16 protein-coding genes and 1 pseudogene are annotated in these 13,855 nt (G+C 71.0%); 10 read left to right on the top strand and 7 right to left on the bottom strand.

The window, feature by feature from the left end:
* Positions 1 to 254: 254 nt before the first annotated feature.
* The gene (locus tag CV755_RS27580) at positions 255 to 608 is read left to right on the top strand and encodes a DUF6247 family protein (RefSeq protein ID WP_109282964.1); all 354 of its coding nucleotides are present in this window, start codon (positions 255 to 257) and stop codon (positions 606 to 608) included.
* A 3-nt stretch (positions 609 to 611) separates the two neighbouring features.
* Here the strand turns inward: CV755_RS27580 and CV755_RS27575 are convergent, their stop codons facing one another.
* Positions 612 to 1,358 carry a class I SAM-dependent methyltransferase gene (locus tag CV755_RS27575; protein ID WP_109282963.1) on the bottom strand — a complete coding sequence of 249 codons (747 nt, stop codon included), beginning with the start codon at positions 1,356 to 1,358 and terminating at the stop codon, positions 612 to 614.
* Positions 1,359 to 1,414: 56 nt separating this feature from the next.
* Here CV755_RS27575 and CV755_RS27570 point away from each other — a divergent pair, with 56 nt between their 5' ends.
* Positions 1,415 to 2,083, top strand: coding sequence for a maleylpyruvate isomerase N-terminal domain-containing protein (locus tag CV755_RS27570; protein ID WP_109283556.1), 669 nt, complete (start codon positions 1,415 to 1,417; stop codon positions 2,081 to 2,083).
* A gap of 6 nt (positions 2,084 to 2,089) precedes the next feature.
* On the opposite strand, the gene CV755_RS27565 is transcribed toward CV755_RS27570, so the two are convergent.
* Positions 2,090 to 3,055 carry a GlxA family transcriptional regulator gene (locus tag CV755_RS27565; protein WP_109282962.1) on the bottom strand — a complete coding sequence of 322 codons (966 nt, stop codon included), beginning with the start codon at positions 3,053 to 3,055 and terminating at the stop codon, positions 2,090 to 2,092.
* Between the two features lie 80 nt (positions 3,056 to 3,135).
* On the opposite strand from CV755_RS27565, the gene CV755_RS27560 reads away from it, so the two are divergent.
* A complete protein-coding gene (locus CV755_RS27560; RefSeq protein WP_109283555.1) occupies positions 3,136 to 4,068 on the top strand; it encodes an NADP-dependent oxidoreductase in 933 nt (310 codons plus the stop codon).
* A 272-nt stretch (positions 4,069 to 4,340) separates the two neighbouring features.
* Here the strand turns inward: CV755_RS27560 and CV755_RS27555 are convergent, their stop codons facing one another.
* Positions 4,341 to 5,267: an NAD(P)/FAD-dependent oxidoreductase gene (locus CV755_RS27555; protein WP_109282961.1), complete on the bottom strand. Its 927-nt coding sequence runs from the start codon at positions 5,265 to 5,267 to the stop codon at positions 4,341 to 4,343.
* A gap of 90 nt (positions 5,268 to 5,357) precedes the next feature.
* Between CV755_RS27555 and CV755_RS27550 the strand changes: the two genes are divergently transcribed.
* Positions 5,358 to 5,993 carry a helix-turn-helix domain-containing protein gene (locus CV755_RS27550; RefSeq protein WP_109282960.1) on the top strand — a complete coding sequence of 212 codons (636 nt, stop codon included), beginning with the start codon at positions 5,358 to 5,360 and terminating at the stop codon, positions 5,991 to 5,993.
* Positions 5,994 to 6,042: 49 nt separating this feature from the next.
* Here CV755_RS27550 and CV755_RS27545 read toward each other — a convergent pair whose 3' ends face one another.
* Positions 6,043 to 6,225, bottom strand: coding sequence for a DUF397 domain-containing protein (locus tag CV755_RS27545; RefSeq protein WP_109282959.1), 183 nt, complete (start codon positions 6,223 to 6,225; stop codon positions 6,043 to 6,045).
* A gap of 13 nt (positions 6,226 to 6,238) precedes the next feature.
* Positions 6,239 to 7,090, bottom strand: coding sequence for a helix-turn-helix domain-containing protein (locus tag CV755_RS27540; RefSeq protein ID WP_109282958.1), 852 nt, complete (start codon positions 7,088 to 7,090; stop codon positions 6,239 to 6,241).
* Between the two features lie 170 nt (positions 7,091 to 7,260).
* Here CV755_RS27540 and CV755_RS27535 point away from each other — a divergent pair, with 170 nt between their 5' ends.
* The 4 genes and pseudogenes from CV755_RS27535 (at position 7,261) to CV755_RS27525 (ending at position 9,568) form a co-directional block, all read left to right on the top strand.
* Entirely contained in the window at positions 7,261 to 7,734 is a 474-nt protein-coding gene (locus CV755_RS27535; protein WP_109282957.1) for an ATP-binding protein, read from the top strand.
* A gap of 117 nt (positions 7,735 to 7,851) precedes the next feature.
* Positions 7,852 to 8,127 (top strand): annotated as a pseudogene (locus tag CV755_RS36970) (cupin domain-containing protein); the annotation flags it as partial.
* Positions 8,128 to 8,199: 72 nt separating this feature from the next.
* Entirely contained in the window at positions 8,200 to 8,622 is a 423-nt protein-coding gene (locus tag CV755_RS35600) for an acyl-CoA thioesterase (RefSeq protein ID WP_206608458.1), read from the top strand.
* 124 nt (positions 8,623 to 8,746) lie between these two features.
* Positions 8,747 to 9,568, top strand: coding sequence for a COG4705 family protein (locus CV755_RS27525; RefSeq protein WP_109282955.1), 822 nt, complete (start codon positions 8,747 to 8,749; stop codon positions 9,566 to 9,568).
* Positions 9,569 to 9,759: 191 nt separating this feature from the next.
* Here CV755_RS27525 and CV755_RS27520 read toward each other — a convergent pair whose 3' ends face one another.
* The gene (locus CV755_RS27520) at positions 9,760 to 10,989 is read right to left on the bottom strand and encodes a DUF2786 domain-containing protein (protein WP_241561415.1); all 1,230 of its coding nucleotides are present in this window, start codon (positions 10,987 to 10,989) and stop codon (positions 9,760 to 9,762) included.
* 243 nt (positions 10,990 to 11,232) lie between these two features.
* Here CV755_RS27520 and CV755_RS27515 point away from each other — a divergent pair, with 243 nt between their 5' ends.
* Positions 11,233 to 11,811 carry a GNAT family N-acetyltransferase gene (locus tag CV755_RS27515; protein ID WP_109282953.1) on the top strand — a complete coding sequence of 193 codons (579 nt, stop codon included), beginning with the start codon at positions 11,233 to 11,235 and terminating at the stop codon, positions 11,809 to 11,811.
* Positions 11,812 to 11,897: 86 nt separating this feature from the next.
* Here CV755_RS27515 and CV755_RS27510 read toward each other — a convergent pair whose 3' ends face one another.
* Positions 11,898 to 13,160 carry a L,D-transpeptidase gene (locus tag CV755_RS27510; RefSeq protein ID WP_109282952.1) on the bottom strand — a complete coding sequence of 421 codons (1,263 nt, stop codon included), beginning with the start codon at positions 13,158 to 13,160 and terminating at the stop codon, positions 11,898 to 11,900.
* 297 nt (positions 13,161 to 13,457) lie between these two features.
* On the opposite strand from CV755_RS27510, the gene CV755_RS27505 reads away from it, so the two are divergent.
* Positions 13,458 to 13,814, top strand: coding sequence for a hypothetical protein (locus CV755_RS27505; protein WP_109282951.1), 357 nt, complete (start codon positions 13,458 to 13,460; stop codon positions 13,812 to 13,814).
* The last annotated feature ends 41 nt before the right edge of the window (positions 13,815 to 13,855 follow it).

Genomic DNA, 13,855 nt, shown 5'->3' with positions numbered 1-13,855 from the left:
CAAGTCCGAAGCTCCGGAGATCTCTTGCTGAGGTTATGCGGTGAGTTGGCGGTGACTTCGAGTTATGAGGGAACGCGGTGAAGGACAGCAGGCTGTGCTGTGCCGCGTCCAAAGGCCAGCAGCCGCGGAACATTTGGCCTCTGAGGGGCGCGGGGGTGGCTTGCCCCATCGGGGTGGCGTAGGCGGAGTGCCGAGCCCGCTGCTCCGGCCGGACCGTCAACGTCCGGTGCCGGGCGCCGGGTCAGGATCCGTCCATGGGAGAAGCAACCCCGCAGCCGCCCGCCACAGTGACAGAACTCCGGCAAGCCATCGGGCAGATCGCTCCAGCGGCTCTGCCGGCCTTCACCCGAGAACTCGATCAAGCCGCCGACCAGTCCCGGCAGGGCTCCGACATCTCTCCTCTGCGGCGCTTCGTCGCTCAGTGGTCGGTCTATGTCCACATCCAGCGTCAGCCCGACGCTGCGGCGCGCCTGCGGGAGTTGGAGGAGGTGGCCGCGACGGGCGATGCCGCCCAGGCCCGTCAGGCCGCCTCGGGGATCGGCCGCATCCTGGACGAGGCCCATGCGGCGCTGGGCATCTGCGACGGATACCGCCCACGGCCACCGTGAGCGCTACCCCGCCCGTCGCCCCCACGCCGCAATGGTGACCTGCGGAATGTCGATGAAGGACGGATCGGCCAGCAGCCCCTCGAACGCGTCGAGTTCGTCCTGGGTGACCAGTCCCCGCGCCAGCAGCTCCGGTGCCGCCTGGCGGATCAGTGGGGCCCAGCGGTCCTGTGGGCCGGCGCCCATGCGGGCCGGGTTGGCGGAGTAGTCCACCTCCGTCAGCCCATTGCGGGCCAGCAGCGCCGGCAGACTCCGGGCCCAGGTGAGGTCGGCGCCCCGGGCGTCGTACAGCCGGGCGTAGGCGGCCATCAGGCGGCGCACCGGCGGGAAGGGGGAAGTCTCCGCCGGGAGTTGGTACGGGTCCTCGATGACCAGCCAGCCGCCGGGGGCCAGCCAGTCCGCCGCGCGGGCCAGAAGTTCGTCCCGTGCCGGGAGGTGGCAGAAGAGATAGCGGGCGTGGATGAGGTCGAAGTGGCCGGGCGCGTAGTCCGGCTTGGTGAGGTCCGTCTGTTCCACCACCAGGTTGGGGGCCCGGTCCGGGTCCAGCAGCCGGGTGTCGAGGTCGGCGGCCACCACCCGGCCCCGCGGGCAGCGTTGGGCGAGCCAGTAGGCGATGGAACCGGCGCCCGCGCCCAGTTCCAGGCAGTTCCAGGAGGGCTGCGGGGACAGACCCTCCAGCACGGCGGTGGTGCAGGAGTCGGTATGGCGCTGGATGGACTCCAGCCGTTGGCGTTCCGTTGTCGTGCGAAGCATGATCCAACGGTGCGGCAGCGGCGCCGAGTTCGCCAGTGCGCGGCCATACTGCCGGGATGACGGACACCAAGGCGCTCGCCCTGCTCCGCACCGCCTACACCGATCTGCTTGCCCTCACCGGTTCCCTGGACGACGAGTCCGGCTGGCGGCCCACCGGCTGTGCGGGCTGGACGGCCCGGGATCTGGTGTTCCATCTGCTGGGCGACGCCCAGCGCGCCCTGGTCGCCTTCGGCACTCCGGCCGAGGGCCCGCCGGACGTGGACGCGGTGTCGTACTGGGGCAACTGGCGGCCGGGTACGGAGGAGGCGGCCCGCAATCGCCGCAACACCAGGATCATGGCCTGCGTCTGGTCGGACATCCGCCCGCTGGCGGAGCTGTACCGGGAGACGGCATGTGCCGTACTGGTCCAGGCGGAGCGCCTGGACGGCGATGAACTCCTGGGCACCCAGGGGCATGTGATCACTGCTGATGACCTGGTGACCACCCTGGCCGTTGAGGCGGCCGTCCATCATCTGGACCTCATCGCTCACCACCCCGGCCCGGGCCCCGCCCCCTCCTCCCTCCGCGCGGTCCGCGACACCCTGGACGGCCTGCTGGGACGTACGACCGGCGAGGAGTGGGAGGACGTCCGCTATGTCCTGGTCGGTACGGGGCGGGCCGAGCCGTCCGCCGCGGAACGCGCCCTTCTGGGGCGGGAATCCTTGCGGCTGCCCCTCTTCGGCTGAAGGGTTTTACGCCCCGGAAGCACGGAACGTACGCCGGTACGCCCCCGGCGAGACGCCGATCGCGGCATGCAGGCGCTGCCGCAGGGTGGCATCGGTCCCGAAGCCGGAACGTTCGGCGATCCGGGAGACCGGCAGATCGGTGCTCTCCAGCAACTGACGGGCCAGTTCGACCCGTTGGGCGGTCAGCCACGCGCCAGGGCTCAGCCCCACCTCGGCCCGGAAGCGGCGGGTGAAGGTGCGCCGGCTCATGCCCGCGTGCCGGGCCAGGTCGGCCAGCTGAAGGGGCTGCTCCAGTCGTTCCAGTGCCCAGGCGCGGGTGGCGGAGGTGCCGTTGTCGGTGCTCGGCGGCACCGGGCTCTCCACATACTGCGCCTGGCCGCCCTCGCGCTGTGGCGGGACCACACAGCGGCGGGCCACCTGGTTGGCGACCCGGCTGCCGTGGTCCAGCCGCACCAGGTGCAGCAGCAGGTCGATGCCGGAGGCGGCGCCGGCCGAGGTCAGCACCCGGCCCCCGTCGGTGAACAGCACCTCGGGGTTCAGCTCGACCTGGGGGTAGAGCCGCTGGAAGAGGGAGGCATGGGCCCAGTGGGTGGCGGCGGGCTTGCCGTCCAGCAGGCCCGCGGCCGCCAGCGGGAAGGTGGCCACACAGATCCCGACGATCCTGGCCTCGGGGCGGATCCGGTCCAGTGCCCGGGCCAGGGGGCGGGGCAGCGTCTCCCGGCCGGTGATGGCGAGAAACTCCTCGGCGGCCGGGAGCACCACGGTGTCCGCGCCGGCCAGCGCGGAGGCGTCGTACGGCACGGCGATGGAGAAGTCGGCGGCGGTACGTACCGGCCCGCCGTCCACGGAGCAGGTGACGACCTCGTACAGCGGCCGCTCCTCGGCGTCGGTGGCCGCCCCGAAGAGCCGGGAGGCCAGGCTGAGCTCAAAGGGGATGACACCGTCCACGGCGAGAACCACTACCCGATGCATGGCCCGATTCTTTCACATCATGACCTCCGGGCCACTGTCAGCGCAGGTCGGCTGCGGGAATGCTGGTGGGCATGACGACGATGAAGGCAATCAGCCAGGACAGCTACGGTGGCCCGGAGGTGCTCCGGGAGGTGGAGATCGACCGGCCGGTGCCCGGCCCCACCGAGGTGCTGGTACGGGTCCGCGCGGCCGGCCTGAACCCCACCGACTGGAAGCACCGCACCTTCGGCGGCTTTATCGACCACCTCCCGCGGGTGCTGGGCTGGGACGTCTCCGGCGTGGTGGAGAGCACGGGCATCGGGGTCGCCCTGCACCAGCCCGGTGACGAGGTCTTCGGCATGCTGCCCTACCCGCACGGCCATGGCTCCTTCGCGGAGTATGTGGTGGCCCCGGCCCGTGCGCTGGTGCGCAAGCCGGAGAATGTGGACCACATCCAGGCGGGGGCAATGCCGCTGGCCGCGCTGACCGCCTGGCAGGCGCTGGTGGACACGGCCGGTGTGCGGCCCGGCCAGCGAGTGCTGATCCATGCCGCGGCGGGCGGGGTGGGCCATTTCGCGGTGCAGATCGCCAAGGCGCTCGGGGCGTATGTGATCGGTACGGCCAGCGCGCCCAAGCATGCGGTGCTGCGCGAGCTCGGCGCCGATGAGCTGATCGACTACCGCAGCCAGGACTTCACCGAGATCGAGCCGGTGGATGTGGTGCTGGACGCCCTGGGCGGCGAGACCGCCGACCGTTCGCTGGAAGTGCTCAAGCCCGGCGGCCAGTTGGTCTCCATCGCCGTCCTCGCCATGCCGGAGGGCCTGGCGGAACGGGCCGCCGCCCGGGGCGTGCGGTCCCGCCCGATGATCGTGGAGGCCGACCAGGAGGGCATGCGGGCCATCGCCGACCTGGTCAGCGAGGGTCGGCTCAAGCCCGTCATCGAGGCGGCGTTCCCGCTGGCCGAGGCGGCCAAGGCGCATGCGCTGGGTGACACGGGCCGGGTGACCGGGAAGGTCGTCCTCACCGTGGACTAACCGGGCGCGCCCCATCCGACCGACCCGCAGCCGGCCATCGCAACCCGGGGCCGGGGGGCGGGGGTTGCGGCAGACGCCGCTTCGTCCTCGGGTGCGGCCCGGTTCGTTCTCGGGTGCCGCCCGGCTCGCCCTCGGGTGCCGCCCGGTGGGCGGCTCGGCGTTCTCCGGGGCGCGGGGCGCTATTCGATATGCCGCATTCGGTACGCGGCGTTCGATACGCAGCTCCGCCGCGTGGGCGCGAGCCGCCGCCAACGGCCCGCGCCCGAACAGACCTAGCGGGCCAAGAGGGCCAACTCCTCCCCCACCAAGTCCTGGTGGAGATCGATCGCCGCCGCCGACCCCATCCCCGCCGCGGTGACCACCTGGGCCCGGGGGTCGGCGACATTGCCCGCCACCCACACCCCCGCCACACTCGTCCGCCCCGCGCCGTCCGTGATCACCCAGCCGTCGGCGTCGCGGGCGCAGCCCAGGGCGGTCAGCGGGCCGTCCTGCGGGGTGAACTCCGGCCGTACGAACACCGCCTCGCGCGGCACCATCCGCCCATCGGCCAGTTCCACGCCGCGCAGCCGGGCACCGTCCACCACCAGGCGTTTGACCGCGCCCTCGGCGATCCGCACCCCGCGCGCCGCCAGCCGGGCGCCGTCCCGCCCGGCCAGCGGCAGGGTGTGCCGGAAGAGGACCACATCGTCCGACCACTGCCGCAGCAGCAGGGCCTGGTGCACCGCCCCGGGGTGGGTGCCCAGCACGCCCAGCGGCCGGTCGCGTACCTCGTAGGCATGGCAGTAGGGGCAGTGCAGGACGTCCTGGCCCCAGCGTTCGCCGACGCCGGGTATCGGGGGCAGGCCGTCCCGCAGCCCGGTGGCCACCAGCAGCCGGCGGGCGCCGAGCACGGCCCCGCCCGCCAGGCGTACGGCGAATCCGCGCCCGGCGGCTTCCGCGTGATCCACCCGGCCTTGGATCAACTCCACGCCGTACCGGGCGACTTCCTCCCGCCCGACCGCCAGCAGGGCGGCCGGGGGCATCCCGTCCCGGGAGAGGAAGCCGTGCAGCTGCCCGGCCGGGGCGTTGCGCGGCTGCCCGGCGTCCACCACCGCCACCCGGCGGCGGCAACGCCCCAGCACCAGCGCTGCGTTCAGCCCCGCCGCCCCAGCGCCGGCCACCACCACGTCGTACTCATGCTCATACGCGTACTCGTTCATCTTGGACACCTCCGCCCGCAGGGTGCGGGCAGCCGTCCGCTTGCGGCAATCGTTGTTGCCATTTCCGGGACGCGGCGTTTCCATGGCCGTATGGACGACCAGGAACGTGACGGCCAGGAACGTGACGGCCAAGAGGGTGCCGATCAGGAACGAGCCGCCGCCGTCAGCCGGACGCTCAATGAGGTCGGCCCCCGCCTGAAGCGGCTGCGCACCCGGCGCGGGGTGACGCTGGCGGCCCTCTCGGAGGCCACCGGAATCTCCAAGAGCACCCTCTCCCGGCTGGAGTCCGGCCAGCGCCGCCCCAGCCTGGAGCTGCTGCTGCCCATCTCCCAGGCGCACCAGGTGCCGCTGGACGAACTGGTCGGCGCCCCCGAGGTCGGTGACCCCCGGGTGCGCCTCAAGCCCCGGACCGTCAACGGCAATACCGTCCTGCCGCTCACCACCCGGCCCGGTCCGCTGCAGACCTACAAGATGGTGCTCCCTGCCGCCCGGTCCAGGCCGGATCCCTGCACTCATGAGGGCTATGAGTGGCTTTATGTCCTCTCCGGGCGGCTGCGCCTGGTGCTGGCCGAGCACGATCTGACCCTCGGCCCCGGCGAGGTCGCCGAGTTCGACACCCGGCTGCCGCACTGGTTCGGCTCCACGGGCGCCGGACCGGTGGAGGTGCTGAGCCTGTTCGGACGGCAGGGGGAGCGGATGCACATAAGGGCGCGCCCGCGGGGGTGAGGTTCGGGGGCGCTCTGTAGGGTGCGGGCGGATGGCGCGCATGAGGGCGTCAGCCGACGGTGCCCCTGCGTATCGCTCTTATCAGTGCGCGCAGTTGGCCGCCCGTCAGATCGAGCACCGCGCTCGGGTCGTCGCTCTCGCGCAGCAACAGACCGTCTGAAGTCGCGGCAATGTTCACGCAGTTCGCCCCTGCGGCACTGTACGAGGATTTCTGCCAATCGCAGGTGGTCATCGCGTCCCTCCTCTCAGGTTTCCTTGGCTACGCGGCGAATGAGTTCAAGCGATGCACGGGGATCCAGGGCAATCGACTCCATACGGTCCAGCACAGTCCGATAGCGGACCAACTGAGCTTCGGCATCGAGAAACTCACAGCCGTGATCGGTGTCCAGTTCCACAGTATCGAGTTGAGGGACCGGGCCGTGGGCATAGACGACGGGCTGACCGGAACTCGGAAGCGCCCCGCTGCCGAGCGGAATGACAAGGATGGTGATGTTCTCACGCTCGCTCATGTCCATCAGGTACCGAAGCTGCTTGCGCGCAACGGCAGCACCACCGACCCCGATTCGCAACGCCACCTCATGCATCACGACCGTCAGCGCAGTGGGCCGGTCCCCATGCAGAACGGCCTGACGTTTGATACGGAAGGACATCCGGTGCTCGATCTCGTACGGCTCCAGCGCCGGAACCGTCTCACTGATGACCGCGCGAGCGTGATCGGCAGTCTGCAACAACCCCGGGAGGTGGACGACCCCGGAAATCCTCAGCGCTCGCGCGTGATGCTCCAACTCGGCCAGATCCAGCAGGCCCGCCCCGAGTATCTCCCGGTACTCCTCCCACCATCCGCGCGTCCGGCCGCCCGTCAGTCCGGCCAGCGCCTCGATGAGCGTCTGGTCGGAGCAGGTGTAATTGCGGGCCATGGCCCGAACCCGGTCCGCCCCCACCGCATAGCGGCCGGCTTCGATATTGCTGATCCGCGACTGGTTGACGCCCAGCCGCGCGGCCGCCGCCGTGGTGGAGAGGCCCGCCTTCTCGCGGAGCTTGCGCAGCTCCGCACCGAGCCGTCGCTGACGCAGAGTTGGGCAGTTGGCCGGGGCCACCGGCGCCTCCTCACTTCTCGACCGTCACCCACAAGAGGCGAGTTGGCCCTTCTTCCCGCAACCAAGTGGAATATAGGCCAACAGCGGGCCTACGGTGTGAGCCAAGCCACTCAACCACCTCCTGGGACGGAGCAGCGCAACGCCTCGCGTCCGCCCCCAAGGAGCCCGCTATGGGAACCGTATCGCCGGACACCCCCTGGTCCTACACGCTCACTCTCCCGCATGACCCCCGTTCCGCTCGCATCGCCCGCCTCGCGCTGCGCGGTGTGCTCAGCAGTCACGCCTGGATCGAACTGGCCGACGTCGCCGAACTGTTGCTCGGCGAGCTCGTCGCCAATGCGTATCGCTATTCACACGGCCCCACTGAGGTCCAGGTGCGCGAACTGGCGGACTGCCGACTGCGCATCGGGGTCTGGGACACCAACCCAAAGGTTCCACCGCCTTTCGACGCACCGCCCGACCATTCCGCTCCCGCCACCGCGCCGGAGCCCCTGGCCACCTGCGGGCGCGGCCTGCGAATCGTCCGGAGCTACGCCGACGACTGGGGCAGCTGGTCCATCGGCACCGGCCGCCGGGGGGCCAGCGGCAAGCTGTTCTGGTGCGAACTCGGCGACAGAGCCCGCAACTCTGGAACAGTGGTCTGACCCGAACAGACTTTGCCAATCGGTCGGCCAACCTCGCCTCCGCTCCGGCTAGCGTCAACCGCACCCAATCCCATCCCCCACCAGGTGACGGCCACCGTCACCGGAGAGCGGCATGCCATGACACTGGCCAACCTGACGGAAACCGCCCACGCCCTGGCGGAGGCGTGGCGCTCGGTACCCGTGACCCAGATATCCAACACCCAGCTCAAAGTCGGGCGGATGAGCGAGCACCCGCTCCCCGAGGAGAGCCATCCCGCACCGGAGGCACTGCTGGTACTGGAGGGACGGCTGGAACTCTCCGTCCAGGGACGGCCGGTGACCTTGGAGACGGGCGAGATCTACACCATTCCGGCGGGGACGGTGCACGCGGTACGGCCGGGCAGCGAGGGGACTCTGGTGATCCTCACTCCGGCGCCGGAGGCCCCCGGGGGAACTCCCCACCCGGACCCCGGCGTTGATCAGCGCATGACGACTCCCTTCACCGTATCCCTCACCGTTCGCGGCTATGAGACCGACGCCCAGGGCCACCTCAACACCAGCGTCTATATGCAGTACGCCGAGCACGCCCGCTGGTCCGCGCTTCAGGCCGCCGGGATCCGGCAGAGCGCCTTGCTGGAGCGGGGGGTGGGGCCGGTGAACCTGGAGACCACGCTGCGCTTTCACCGGGAGCTGCGGGCGGGGGACGAGGTGACGGTGAGCTGTGCGTTCCTGTGGGGGGAGGGCAAGACGATCCGGGTGGAGCAGCGGATTGTCCGGGCGGACGGGGTGCTGGCGGCCCAAGTGGACAGCGTGGGCGGTCTGTTGGACCTCAAGGAGCGGCGACTGGTGGACGATCCGGCGGCGCACTTCCGGGCGCTGGCCGCGGACGGGAGCGTGCTCGGACTCTGAGGGCGGGCCCGGCCGGGCCCGTGGGCCAGGTTCCCTTGATCTTCTGCCTACAAGCCACTGTCTACAGTGCTGTAGTCATTGGCGGTCGCGGCGCAGGGTCATGCGCCGGAAGAACGGAGCGGGCATGGGGATATCGGGTGACGGGACGGTCACCGTGGAGGTGCGGGACGCGCCGGGCCGGCGCAGCGCGCACCGGCGGGTGCCGGTATCGGGTCTGAGCAAAGTGCCCGAAGTCACCGCCTTGTTCTGGGTCGTGAAGATCCTCACCACCGGGATGGGCGAGACCGCCTCGGATTATCTGGGCCGGGTACTGGGCCCCGTCCCCGCCGGAGCCCTTGGACTGGGCGGATTCCTGGTCCTGTTGACCCTGCAGTTCCGGGCGGAGCGCTACCGGCCCTGGATCTACTGGTCGGCGATCGTCATGGTGAGTGTGTTCGGCACCATGGCCGCCGATGTCTTCCATGTGGTGGCCGGTATTCCGTACGCGGTCTCCACGGTGGCCTTCTCCGCCATCCTGGCCGCCGTGCTGTTCGCCTGGAACGCCTCCGAGCGGAGCCTGTCCATCCACAGCATTCGCACCCGCCGCCGGGAGGTCTACTACTGGGCGACGGTGCTGGCCACCTTCGCCCTGGGCACCGCCGTCGGTGACCTCACGGCGGGCACCCTGCGGCTGGGCTATCTGTCCTCCGGTCTGCTGTTCGCCGCCGCCATCGCGGTGCCGGCGCTGGCCGGCGGCCTGGGCCGGCTGAACGAGGTGGCCGCCTTCTGGGCCGCGTATATCCTCACCCGCCCGCTGGGCGCCTCGTTCGCCGACTGGATGGGCGCCCCCGCCGCCCATGGCGGCCTGGGCTGGGGTACGGGCCCGGTCACCCTGGCGCTGCTGCTGCCCATCCTCGCGCTGATCGGCTATCTGGCGGCCAGCCGCCGGGACACCCCTCGTTCCTGAGCAGCGGTTCACCGGCGCGGGACAGTGAGGCGGTTGGTGTGCGGCCGAACGCCGGTTCAGCGCCGCCGGACGCTGGGTTCGGCCCCGCCGCGCACCGGATTCAGCGCAGCCCCTCACCGGCGGCAGCGCCACCCGGCACCGGGGCCAACACAGCAGGCCCGCACCGGGATCCGCGCCGCCCCGCACCGGGTTCAGCGCAGCCGGGCCCGGTCCGCGGCGCGGACGCCGCTGGCCCAGCCCTCCGGGTCCCGGCCCTTGAGGCGGTGGGCGGTGGTTCTGGGGAAGAGCCGGCCGGTGGCCTCGCCGACCGCCACCTCGCGGGCGGCCAGCACCGGCAGTGCCTCGGCGCGGGACTCCCGCTCGGTGACCTCGCGGACGGCGGCGGCCAGCCGGTCGCCGATCCGTCCGGCGTAGGCGATCAGGAAGGACTCCCGGAAGTCGCGGGTACGGCGGGAGCGGCCGCGCGAGATGGGGGTCCCCCCTGCTCGAGCGGAGCCGAGAGCTCGGGGGAGAGCGTCAGCGGCACCCCGCATCGCGGCGGTGGCCTGGACCAGCAGTGAGGTGTACATCAACTCGCTGAGTTCCAGGTCGGATTCAAAGCCGACCAGGGTGGCGAAGCCATGCTCGCCGGACCAGACGGACTGGCAGTGGTTGGCGGTGGCCACCGCGTCCAGCAGCAGGGCCTTGGCCCCTTCATAGGGACCCTCGACACCGATGCGGCAGGCGGCGGGACCGCCCGGCGACGGCCCCTCGGCGGTGGCGGCCAGCAGGGCCTCGTCCAGGCAGTGACGGGCCATCAGCTCTTGCGCCTTGGCGGACAGCGCCTCGGCCTCCTCGGCGTAGTCGGTGGACTCGGCCTTGGCCAGCAGGGCCCTGATCCGGGACAGCGTCTTGGGCGGCACCGAGGCCGGACGGGCGGGTGCCACCGGCGCGCCGGGCAGCGGTCCAATGGCGCCGATGCGCGGCAGGGTGTCGATCAGATGCAGGGCGGTCAGGGCATGGGCCGCGGTCTCGAAGCGGGTCAGGCGCCGCCGCCGGGCCAGGGCGTCCAGGTCCGCTTCCACCGGCCCGCCGCCGAGTTCGCGCAGCTGGGCGGCCCAGCGCGGGGGCAGGGTGGCGGCGGTGTAGTGACGGGCCTCGGCGCGGATGGCCGCCCTGCACAGCTCGGCCGCCACGGCGTCCAGCCGGCGGCGGGCCAGCCGGTCCACATCGGCGGGCTGCCAGCCGCCCTCCCAGGCGTGACGCAGCGCGGCGTCAAAGGCCCGGGACAGTGCTGAAGCGGTGTCCGGCCAGCCGCCGGGGGTGGCGGCCAGGGTGGAGGCGGCGGCATAGACCGCGTCCTCCAGGGCATCGGCGTCCGGGGCGACGGTACGCAGGGCACGTACGGCGTCCCGTACGGCGGCGTCACTGGGCTGGGTCACGGTCCTTCTCTCCTCGGCGTACGCCCCCATTCTCCCGCGCCCCCCAGGGGCGCGGGGAACTGCGCGAGCAACCACCCACAACCCGCAGTCGAACGGCAGGAGCAGTCGGCAGACGCCCCATCACTGGGGGCATCCAGGGGCGCGGGGCATTACCGATGTGCGGCTCCGCCGCGTGGGCGCGACCAGCCCCCAACCACCCGCAGCCGAACACCCCCCAGCCGGCGCAGCACCTACGCTGGCCGCATGCCTTTACCTCAACCGGTGGACACCGGCAACACCGCCCATATCCGCACTATTCTGGCGCGGGCCTTCGATGACGACCCGGTGATGCGCTGGCTCTTCCCGGACGACGCCACCCGCCCCACCGCCCTCGGTGAGTTCTTCGGCTTGCAGGCCGAGTGGCTCTACGGGCCGTACGGACACTGCGAGTTCACCGACTTCGCCGCTGCCCTGTGGGCGCCACCGGGCGCGCATTCGACCGATCCCCCGCCGGAGGAGTGGGCCAGGCAGCTGCTGGGTGAACGGGCGCCGCGGCTGCATGAGTTGGTCGCCCTGATCGGCGAGCACGCTCCGGCCGAGCCGCACTGGTATCTGGGCACCCTGGGCACCGACCCGGCCGCCCAGGGGCAGGGCCATGGGGCCGCGCTGCTGCGCTCGGGGCTGGCCAAGGCGGACGCGGCCGGGCTGCCCGCCTATCTGGAGTCCTCGGCGGAGTCCAATCTGCCCTTCTATGCGCACTTCGGCTTTGTGGTGGAGAAGGAGCTGCAACTGCCGGGCGGTGGCCCCCGGTTGTGGCCCATGCGGCGGGAGGCGCGGGGCTGAAGCGCCACCGGGCGGCGGCCGTCGAGGCCGCCGCCCGGCGAAGGGGTCGGTTCTACCCGGTATATCCGGTCATCCGGTCCATCCGGTCAGGAGCCGGTCGCGCTGCCCTTGACCCACGCGCTCCAGTCCATGTTCCAGCCGTTGAGGCCGTTGTCCGGGGCGATGGTCTTGTCGTCGGAGTTCTTCACGATGACCACGTCACCGATCTGGGAGTTCTTGAAGAACCAGGCGGCCGGCATATCGGGGTCACCGGCGCCGCGCACATCCTGCAGACCCACACAGCCGTGGCTGGTGTTCTCGTTGCCGAAGACGCCGCTGCCCCAGTAGTTGCCGTGGATAAAGGTGCCGGAGCTCGACAGCCGCATGGCGTGCGGGACATCCGGGATGTCGTACTCGCCCTTGCCGTCCGACTTGGTGAAGCCGACCGTGGTGCCGTCCATCCGGGTCTCGGTGAACTTCTCCGAGATCACCATCTGGCCGTTGTAGGTGGGGTGTTCGGGGCTGCCGGCCGAGATCGGGATGGTCCTGAGGGTCTTGCCGTCACGCACCACCGTCATCTGGTGGGTCTTGGCGTCCACCGTGGAGACCTGGGAGTAGCCGATCTTGAAGTTGACGGTCTTCTTCTGGACGCCCTTGATGCCCGGCGCGCCCTCCACGCCGTCTAGGTCCATCTTCATGGTGACCTCGGAGTTGGCCTTCCAGTAGTCCTTGGGACGGAAGTCCAGGCGCTGGTCGTCAAACCAGTGGCCGACCACCTGCTGGCCGCTGCTGGAGGTGACCGTCAGATGCGACTGGACGGCCTTGCGGTCCTTGATCGGCTTGTCGAAGTTGATGGACACCGGCATACCCACGCCGACGGTCGAACCGTCCTCCGGCGTGAAGGAGCCGATAAAGCTGTTGTCCGGCGAGACGGTGGAGAAGGAGGAGTTGGCGAAGGCCTTGCGGCCCTTGGCGTCCTGCGCCTCGGCGGCGATCTTGTACTTGGCGGAGCGCTCCAGGTTGGCCTTGGGCTTCCAGGACTTCTTGTCCGCCGAGATCGAACCCTCGACCGGGGTGCCCTTGTCCGTCGTCATCTTGACGGACGTCAGCTCGCCGTCACTGACGGTCACCTGAGTGGCGTCGGCCGTGATACCGGCGTTGTTGGTACCGCTCTTGGGCTCGATCTTGATCTGCGCCTGGGAGGCGTCCTTGGCGGCAGCGGCGTCCACACTGCTCTGCGACTTGTCCTTGCCGTCGCTCTTGTCGCCGCCGCCGTTGCAGGCGGCGAGGGTGAGCACTCCACCGAGCACGGCGGCCGCGGCCACCAGGCCCTTGCGGCGCTTGCCGTCCGTCATCACACGCTTCTCCATTGCCTCTGGACCCCGAATCCCCGAACCGAGCCGTCGGGCCCATGCGTCCCGGTTATTGCTTAATGAACGCGTGGGTCGATTCGCCCGTTCCACCCCTGTCGAAAGTGTGGGGAAGACCACCCAGTAAAGCCCCTTGGGGTCTTCAGGCCCAAGCCGGGGTGGTCGGCGGGGGTGGGTGAGAGGGCGGTTGCCGTCCGCGGCTTCCCAGGGGTGCGGGTGTGTCATTACCATCGTGACGGCCGGGACCGCTGAGTGGTCACGGCCTCAATCTCCGCCGCCGCGAAGGGGATTCGTCCTGTGACCGCACGCCGTCCGCTGCTCACCGCCGCTGCGGCGGCCCTGGTGCTGTGCGGGGTGTGGCTGGTGCCCAGTGCACATGCGGTGCCGGGTGGGCATACGGTGCCGGGTTCGCGTCCGTCCGCTGCTCCGGGTTCGGTTTCCGCTCCGGGTTCGGCGCCGGGTTCGCGTCCGGCGGCCCGGCCGCACGTCGCGCCGACGGCTCGGCAGACGGCGGCCGACGGCGCGAAGTTGAACCTGGCGGACACGGGCAGTGTGGACACCACGCCCTATCTGGTGGGCGGGGTTGCGTTTGTCGCGACGGGCGGGGTGCTGGTGACCGGCGCGGTCCGCAGGTCGCGTACGGCCGCGCGCTAGCGTCGTTCGGCTGCGGGCTCGTTGTGGCTGGTCACGCCCAC

It is taken from the genome of Streptomyces orinoci, from assembly GCF_003121295.1.
GTDB classification, from domain to species: Bacteria; Actinomycetota; Actinomycetes; order Streptomycetales; family Streptomycetaceae; genus Streptomyces; species Streptomyces orinoci.
The sequence above is the reverse complement of the archived record's forward strand: the minus strand, read 5'-3'. Positions and strand labels throughout refer to the sequence as shown.

Excerpts from the sequence above, each read along its gene's own strand:
- CV755_RS27580 (WP_109282964.1), top strand. The coding sequence starts at position 255 with ATGGGAGAAGCAACCCCGCAGCCGCCCGCCACAGTGACAGAACTCCGG.
- CV755_RS27575 (WP_109282963.1), bottom strand. The coding sequence starts at position 1,358 with ATGCTTCGCACGACAACGGAACGCCAACGGCTGGAGTCCATCCAGCGC.
- CV755_RS27570 (WP_109283556.1), top strand. The coding sequence starts at position 1,415 with ATGACGGACACCAAGGCGCTCGCCCTGCTCCGCACCGCCTACACCGAT.
- CV755_RS27565 (WP_109282962.1), bottom strand. The coding sequence starts at position 3,055 with ATGCATCGGGTAGTGGTTCTCGCCGTGGACGGTGTCATCCCCTTTGAG.
- CV755_RS27560 (WP_109283555.1), top strand. The coding sequence starts at position 3,136 with ATGAAGGCAATCAGCCAGGACAGCTACGGTGGCCCGGAGGTGCTCCGG.
- CV755_RS27555 (WP_109282961.1), bottom strand. The coding sequence starts at position 5,267 with ATGAACGAGTACGCGTATGAGCATGAGTACGACGTGGTGGTGGCCGGC.
- CV755_RS27550 (WP_109282960.1), top strand. The coding sequence starts at position 5,358 with ATGGACGACCAGGAACGTGACGGCCAGGAACGTGACGGCCAAGAGGGT.
- CV755_RS27545 (WP_109282959.1), bottom strand. The coding sequence starts at position 6,225 with ATGACCACCTGCGATTGGCAGAAATCCTCGTACAGTGCCGCAGGGGCG.
- CV755_RS27535 (WP_109282957.1), top strand. The coding sequence starts at position 7,261 with ATGGGAACCGTATCGCCGGACACCCCCTGGTCCTACACGCTCACTCTC.
- CV755_RS35600 (WP_206608458.1), top strand. The coding sequence starts at position 8,200 with ATGACGACTCCCTTCACCGTATCCCTCACCGTTCGCGGCTATGAGACC.
- CV755_RS27525 (WP_109282955.1), top strand. The coding sequence starts at position 8,747 with ATGGGGATATCGGGTGACGGGACGGTCACCGTGGAGGTGCGGGACGCG.
- CV755_RS27515 (WP_109282953.1), top strand. The coding sequence starts at position 11,233 with ATGCCTTTACCTCAACCGGTGGACACCGGCAACACCGCCCATATCCGC.
- CV755_RS27510 (WP_109282952.1), bottom strand. The coding sequence starts at position 13,160 with ATGGAGAAGCGTGTGATGACGGACGGCAAGCGCCGCAAGGGCCTGGTG.